This is a genomic window from Streptomyces triticirhizae (assembly GCF_003696235.1).
Taxonomy (GTDB): domain Bacteria; phylum Actinomycetota; class Actinomycetes; order Streptomycetales; family Streptomycetaceae; genus Streptomyces; species Streptomyces triticirhizae.
The window spans coordinates 1-5,659 of record NZ_RFFJ01000283.1 but is presented as its reverse complement, the minus strand read 5'-3'; the positions used below and the strand labels follow the sequence as shown (position 1 = coordinate 5,659).

Here is a 5,659-nt window from a genome sequence, read left to right as displayed (position 1 = left end):
GGCGGTGGAGCGTGGTCGCTGGTGTGCGGCCGACCCCCAACATGCACCGCCAACCATCCCCGTGGCAAAGCCCTGACCTGCGAAAACACCCCCACACGCCGGGACCTTCGACCCATCCCACACCCCGTCCCGACACCGTCCCCACACCTCCCGGGGCGCTACGACCGCGCCTCGTAGAGGACCAACGGCCTGTGCCGGCCCTCACACCGGCAGGACCCCCAACCCACCCCACAGCCACCGAACCACCACGAACGGTGAGTGGCCCGACGTACCCGACCATCCCGGGGAAACCGGCAGGAAAGCGCGATGCAAGCGGCTTCCGCCATGCTCGTCGGGCCGGGGGGCACCGTGGGGCCGGGCGGCCCACCCCCCGGCCCCCGCCGGCCGCTCCCGGCGGGGGAACGACAGAAACGAGGGGGACACACCATGCGCCGTCGACTCGCCACGCTCGCCGCCGCGACCGCTCTGCTCGCCGGGGGGCTCGGCCTCACCGGCCCGACCACCGCCAGCGCCGCCAGCTCCGTGGGCTGGTGCGACGGGGCCAAGCGCATCTCGTACGGGGGCAGCGACTTCCTGGTGCAGCCGTACCACAAGGCCACCGGGAGCCGGAACTGCACGCTGGGCTCCGGCGCCTCCGGCGCCGCCGTGACCGCGCTCCAGTCCGCGCTCAAGCACTGCAACGAGCAGTCCTCACTCGTTGTGGACGGCGAGTTCGGGCCGGCCACCCAGCGTGCGCTGACCAACGCGCAGCGCCTGCGGGGCGCCGCCGCCGACGGCGTCTACGGCCCGGAGACCCGCACCAAGCTCCGCTGGGGCGTGCACCAGCACTCGGGCGGGATTCGCACCTGCGTCACCTACAACTGACGTCGACGACCGACGCCAGAGGCGGCACGAGCACACCTCCGGCCCGGCGGCTCCTCGGAGTCGCCGGGCCGGCGCGTTCTTGACCAGACCATGCCATTGTCGCGAACATGACGCCACCCCCACCCCTGGAGGCGCGTCATGCGCAGACCTTCCCGTGGCAGGCGGACCGCCCTCGCCACCACCGTTCTCGCCCTCTCCCTGCCCCTCGCCCTCGGCGCGCAGGCCACCGCCGCCCCCGACTCCGCGGCGGCGCGGCAGGCATGGGAGGAGAGCGCCGTTCGGCAGTACGAGGTCGCGGGCGTCGCGACGGCCGAGCAGCGCACCGAGCTGGCCCGCACCGGCACCGCGATCGACGAGGTGCGCGCGGGGTCCGTGGTGATCACCGCCGACGCCGAGCACGCCCGTCAACTGACCGACCTCGGCTACGCGTTGACCGCGCTCGGCACCCCGGCCGAGCGCGGCGTCAGCGCCGCCGCACCCGCCGACTACCACACCTACGACGAGACGCTCGCCCTGGTCGCCGAGGCCGAGGCCGCCTATCCGGACCTGGTCAGCAGCCAGGTCATCGGCCAGTCCTACGAGGGCCGCGACCTGGTCGCGGTCAAGATCAGCGCCAATGTGGCCGCCGACGAGGACGAGCCGGAGGTGCTGTTCACCCACAACCAGCACGCGCGCGAGCATCTGACCGTCGAGATGGCGCTCTACACCCTCGACGAGCTGACCTCCCAGTACGGCACCGACCCCGAGGTCACCGAACTCCTCGACAGCCGCGAGATATGGCTGATTCCCTCGGTCAACCCGGACGGCAAGGTGTACGACCAGGAGTCGGGCTCGTTCCTCAACTGGCGCAAGAACCGCCAGCCCAACGAGGGTTCGTCCGCCGTCGGCACCGACCTGAACCGCAACTGGGCCTACGAGTGGGGCTGCTGCGGCGGCTCCTCGGGATCGCCCGGCAGCGACACCTACCGGGGCTCCGCCCCCGAGTCGGGCACCGAGACGGCGGTCGTCGCCGACTTCGTGCGCGGGCGCGTGATCGGCGGCGAGCAGCAGATCACGGCGCACATCGACTTCCACACCTACTCCGAGCTGGTGCTGTGGCCCTACGGCTACACCTACGACGAGACGGGCCCCGGCCTCACCGAGGACGACGCGGCCGCGTTCGAGGCGCTGGGCACGGCCATGGCCGACACCAACGGCTACACCCCGCAGCAGTCCAGCGACCTGTACATCACGGACGGCTCGATCAACGACTGGGCCTGGGCGGACCAGGGGATCTTCTCGTTCACCTTCGAGATGTACCCGCCGTCGCAGGCGGGCGGCGGGTTCTATCCGCCGGGGAGCGTGATCGACCGGGAGACCGCCCGCAACCGGGAGGCCGTGCTGACGCTGCTCTCCTACGCGGACTGCGTCTACCGGGCGGCGGGTCTGGAGAACGAGTACTGCGCCGCGTGACCCGTCGCGGGTGATCCGCCGCCGGTGATCCGTCGCGGATGACCCGTCCCGTTCCAGCCGTCGACCCCGTTCCCGCCGTTGACCCGTTCCCGCCGTCGGCCCCGGCCCGGTCCTGGTCAACGGCGGGGCGGGGTGGGGCGCGGGGCCCCGGTACGCTGCCCCGATGACCGGAAGCACGCGCCAGGCCCCCGTCCTCGTCTCCTTCGCCGAGGAGTACTTCGCGGCCGTCTCGCGCGAGCTGCGGCGCGAGGCTCCCGTGGCCGCGATCGAGCGGCTGGGTCCCGACCTCGCCGGGGTCACCCTCAGGGGCGCGGACCTCGGGGAGCTGGCGACCGTGGTGCGCGAGGCGCCCGTCGTCTTCGTCAAGCACCTCACCGGCGAGGCGGCCCGGCTGCCGCTGGACGGCGTGACGCTGCCGGCGGTCGCCGCCGAGGCCCTCGCCGTCGCGGACCAACGCCTGCCCGCCGGCGGGGAGTTGGCGCTCCAGTGCTGGGTGAGCGGGAAGGACCGCACGGGCTTCGGCTCGGCGGCGCTCTTCCGGGAGATCGCCGACGCGCTCGGCGCCTCGGGCCGCGCCGTGCGCCGCACCGGCCCGGAGTGGGTGCTCTCGGCCTGCGTCCACGACCGGGGCGTCTCCCTCGGGCTGGCCGCCGCCGGCGAGGCGCTGTGCGGCTGGCCGGGCGGGCGGGTGCGGCTGGCCCGCTCGAAGGACTCGGTGTCGCGCGCCGAGTTCAAGCTGGAGGAGCTGATCTCGACGACGGACCTGCCCATCCCGCGCCGGGGCCGGGCGGTCGACCTGGGCGCCAGCCCCGGCGGCTGGACCCGCATCCTGCGGGAACGCGGGCTGGAGGTCTGGTCGGTCGACCCCGGCGACCTGGCGCCGGCGCTGACCAGGGACCCGCTGGTGCACCACGAGCGGACCACCGTCGGGCGCTTCCTGCCGGGCACCCCGGTGCGGTTCGACCTGGCCGTCAACGACATGCGGATGCCGCCAGAGCTGTCCTGCGAGACCATGCTCGACGTCGCGCGCGTGCTGCGGCCCGGCGCGCTGGCGGTCGTCACCCTCAAGCTCGGGAAGGGCGCGCCGGAGCGGACGGTGCGCTCCTGCCTGGACCTGCTGGGCCGGCGGTACGAGATCCTGCTGGCCCGGCAGCTGCACCACAACCGGAACGAGGTCAGCGTGGTGGCGCGCCTCGCGGCCGCCGGGGGCCGCGCGCGGTGAAGCGGCCGGCGAACGGTTGACTCGTCTCGGCGGTTGCGGTCAACTAGTCAGCGTGAGCGCCGAGTTGGCATTGACCACGCGCGGCCACATCGACCTCGGTCGGGTGTGGTCGGCCTCCTGTCCTGGCTCCTGTCCGGGCTGACGCCCCCGGCGCGCCGTCGGCGAGGACCGACGGGGCGCGCCTGACCGCTCACCCCCGCTGACGCCGCGCGCGGCGTTCCCGTACGGCGCCGACGGCGCCCCGCCCCCGCGCGCACGCGTTCCCCCGCGCCCGCGTTCAACGACGCCCGCGCCGGCGCGCGTTCCCCGCCCCGATCCCGCGCGGACGCGCCCCTATGCGCTCCGATCCGCGCCGACGCGCCGAGCCGCGACGCGAGCCGTTCGCGCCGTGATCCAGGCTGACCCGATCCGATCCCGAGCTGACTCGATCCGATCCGAGCCGATCCGGAGCCGATCCGGAGCCGATCCGGAGCCGATCCGGAGCCGATCCGGAGCCGATCCGGAGCCGATCCGAGCTGACCCGAGCGAAGGGCCCCGAACGAGATGTCGTCGCCGTCCCCGCACGAGCTGACCGTCACCCCCGCGCTGCTCTCCGACCCGCTGGTCCGCCCACTGCTGCGCGGGCTGGCGCACGAGTACACCGCCCGCTACGGCTCGGCGGCCAACGAGCTGAGCCGCTATCCGGCGGCGGAGTTCGCCCCGCCCCACGGCCTGCTGCTGCTCCTGCTGCACGACGGCTCGGCCGTCGCCGGCGGCGCGTACCGCCGACTCGACGAGCACACCGCCGAGTTGAAGCGCATCTGGACCCATCCCGCCCACCGCCGCCGGGGGATGGCCCGCCGGGTGGTGGCCGAACTCGAACGGGCGGCGGCGGCGCGCGGCTACCGGCGCGTCTGGCTGACCACCGGGCCCCGGCAGCCGGAGGCCAGACAGCTGTATCTGAACGCCGGTTACGCCCCGCTGTTCGACCTGGCCGCCGCCCCCGAGACCCTCCACCTGCTGCCCTTCGAGAAACGGCTCGCGCCCGGGGAGACCCCGCCCGGGGAGACCGGGCCCGGAGCGACCGCGACCGCGAGCGCCGACGCCACCGTCCCGCGCATCTGACCGCACCCCGACCGGAGGACCCGTGAGCAGCGCCCCGCCCGCCGCCCCCCTGCCCGCCCAACACGCCCCGCTGAACGACGACTTCGCGGAGCTGGCCACCCTGCCGGTGGTCCCCGCCCGGCACTACGGCCGCTGGCTGGCCGGGGCCCTCGTCGTGGTGCTGACGGCGCAGTTCCTGCACGGCCTGGCCACCAACCCCGGCTGGGACTGGCCCACCTTCTTCGACTACCTGCTGGCCGAGAGCGTCCTCAAGGCGGTCTGGCTGACCATCCAACTCACCTTCTACGGCACCGCGTTGGGCTTCACCCTCGGCGTGCTGCTGGCCGTGATGCGGCTGTCGCGCAGCCCCGTGCTCCGCGCCGTCGCCTGGACCTACGTCTGGGCCTTCCGCTCGATCCCGCTGATCGTGCAGCTGCTGTTCTGGTTCAACCTGGCCTATCTCTACCGGGAGTTGGGCCTGGGCATCCCGTTCGGGCCGGTGTTCTGGACGTTCGAGACGATGCACCTGGTCGGGCCGCTGGCCGCCGCCGTGATCGGCCTCGCGCTGCACCAGGCCGCCTACGCCGCCGAGATCGTGCGCGGCGGGATCATCGCCGTGGACTCCGGCCAGCGCGAGGCCGCCGCCGCGCTCGGCCTGCCGAAGGCGCGGCAGCTGCGCCGCATCGTGCTGCCGCAGGCGATGCGCGGCATCCTGCCCAACGCGGCCAACGAGATCATCAGCCTGTTCAAGGGCACCTCGATCGTCTCGGTGATGGCGCTGGGCGAGCTGTTCTACCAGGTGCAGGTGATCTACGGCCGCAACGGGCGGGTGGTGCCGCTGCTGATGGTGGCGACCGTCTGGTACATCGTGCTCACCACCGTGCTGACCGTCGTCCAGCACGCCGTGGAGCGCCGCTTCGCCCGGGGCGCCGAGCGCGAGCCGACGCCGGGACCGTTCCGCCGCGCCCGCGAGGCGCTCCAACGGCCGCCGTGGGCGGCCCGGTTGGCCCGCCGGGGTCAGGCGCCGCCGGGCGCCGC

At 74.0% G+C, this 5,659-nt stretch carries 5 protein-coding genes; all 5 read left to right on the top strand.

Going from position 1 to position 5,659, the window contains the following annotated elements:
- Positions 1-426 precede the first annotated feature (426 nt).
- Complete coding sequence (locus EBN88_RS28115; protein ID WP_158621563.1) at positions 427-864, top strand: peptidoglycan-binding domain-containing protein; 438 nt, start codon at positions 427-429, stop codon at positions 862-864.
- A gap of 138 nt (positions 865-1,002) precedes the next feature.
- Complete coding sequence (locus EBN88_RS28110) at positions 1,003-2,316, top strand: M14 family metallopeptidase (protein ID WP_122399845.1); 1,314 nt, start codon at positions 1,003-1,005, stop codon at positions 2,314-2,316.
- Positions 2,317-2,479: 163 nt separating this feature from the next.
- Positions 2,480-3,538 (top strand): SAM-dependent methyltransferase, encoded by a 1,059-nt coding sequence (locus EBN88_RS28105; RefSeq protein ID WP_122399844.1) that lies wholly within the window; start codon positions 2,480-2,482, stop codon positions 3,536-3,538.
- A 543-nt stretch (positions 3,539-4,081) separates the two neighbouring features.
- Positions 4,082-4,642 carry a GNAT family N-acetyltransferase gene (locus tag EBN88_RS28100; protein WP_122182287.1) on the top strand — a complete coding sequence of 187 codons (561 nt, stop codon included), beginning with the start codon at positions 4,082-4,084 and terminating at the stop codon, positions 4,640-4,642.
- A 49-nt stretch (positions 4,643-4,691) separates the two neighbouring features.
- Positions 4,692-5,659, top strand: a 968-nt coding sequence (locus tag EBN88_RS28095; protein WP_233581056.1) for an amino acid ABC transporter permease, incomplete at its 3' end; no start/stop codon positions are given.

Excerpts from the sequence above, each read along its gene's own strand:
- EBN88_RS28105 (WP_122399844.1), top strand. The coding sequence starts at position 2,480 with ATGACCGGAAGCACGCGCCAGGCCCCCGTCCTCGTCTCCTTCGCCGAG.
- EBN88_RS28110 (WP_122399845.1), top strand. The coding sequence starts at position 1,003 with ATGCGCAGACCTTCCCGTGGCAGGCGGACCGCCCTCGCCACCACCGTT.
- EBN88_RS28100 (WP_122182287.1), top strand. The coding sequence starts at position 4,082 with ATGTCGTCGCCGTCCCCGCACGAGCTGACCGTCACCCCCGCGCTGCTC.
- EBN88_RS28115 (WP_158621563.1), top strand. The coding sequence starts at position 427 with ATGCGCCGTCGACTCGCCACGCTCGCCGCCGCGACCGCTCTGCTCGCC.